Here is a 1,274-nt window from a genome sequence, read left to right on the forward strand (position 1 = left end):
TTGAGTCCTGCCTCTTTTGCCAAAAGAGCTATATCTTTGGCATAGGGGGACCAGATAACCGGCTCATTGTAGGTATAGCTTATAGAGCTTGCACCATATTCCAATGCCAAATCAACCACCTTTTGTGCAGAAAGTTCTATACGCTCATCCACCTGTGATGTTTGAGAGATGGAATAGTTTTGACAAAACGGACAACGAAAATTACATCCCACCGTTCCAAGAGACAATGAGGTGGTTGCAGGTAAAAAATGGTAAAGCGGTTTTTTCTCAATGGGGTCAAGATTTAGTGCAGAGGGGTGTGCGTATGTAGCATTAAAAAGTTTGGAATTTTTGTTATAGTTAACACCACATATACCACTTTTACCCTCTTGCAGTGTGCAGTAATGGCGACATAACAGGCAGACAATTGCGTGTTGGTTTTTCTCTTTGTAGTATTGCATAATATACTCCCTTCTTATGCTCCAAGTTCTAAAAGAACGGTATCTCTGCGTGTTGTCTCAAGACGACGACACGCACTCTCAAACGCTCCACTCTCCCCTATAATGATACAACGATGTTTGGCTCTTGTTACGGCTGTATATATCAGTTTGGTATTGTGCATAATAAAATGGGTAAAACTCATAGGAATTACCACAATATCATACTCCATCCCCTGTACCTTATGGATAGTAAGTGCATACGAAAGCATAAGGTAGTTTGCAATTTCATCAAACTCATACCGTACCACAACATCCTCATTGGGGTAAAACACATACGCCTGCTCCTCCTCTTCATCTATTTTAAAAAGCAATCCACTCATCCCATTAAAGATTCGCCTCTCACACGCATCCTCATTCTCTTTAAAGGCACTCCCGCTCCAGCTTGTCATATTTTCGTTTTTGGTGTGGACCACCTTATCCATCAAACGAAACTCCATCTCCCCTTTTTTAATACACCGCTTGGGGTTTGGATTACAATACTCCTGCAACACTTTATTGAGGTTGGCAGTTCCCAATATACCCCCTTTCATCGGTGTAATCACCTGAAAATAGTTCAAATACTCTTTAATACGTTTGTTGTTAAGGCGGTAACGCGCTTTTTCAATCGAAGCTACAACACGATGCAGCATCTCGGCAATAATATTTTGGGAGTTTTGCTCTCTGAGATTTTTCAGCTCCTCTTGAGAGAGCTGATTTTTAAGTGCATAGTAATTGGCTATCTCAACATGTACAAACTCAAAATCTTCATACGCACCTTTGTATTGGGGGACTTTTCCTTGACGAATATCGTTGGCA

At 41.0% G+C, this 1,274-nt stretch carries 2 protein-coding genes; both read right to left on the reverse strand.

Features of this window, described 5'->3' with window-relative positions; all coding sequences use genetic code 11:
* On the reverse strand, window positions 1-440 hold a 440-nt coding region (locus tag AC30RD_RS09535; protein WP_489494314.1), incomplete at its 3' end, for a radical SAM protein.
* Between the two features lie 14 nt (window positions 441-454).
* On the reverse strand, window positions 455-1,274 hold an 820-nt coding region (locus AC30RD_RS09540; protein WP_489494315.1), incomplete at its 5' end, for an ATP-dependent DNA helicase.

The sequence above is a fragment of the Nitrosophilus sp. genome (assembly GCF_982775275.1).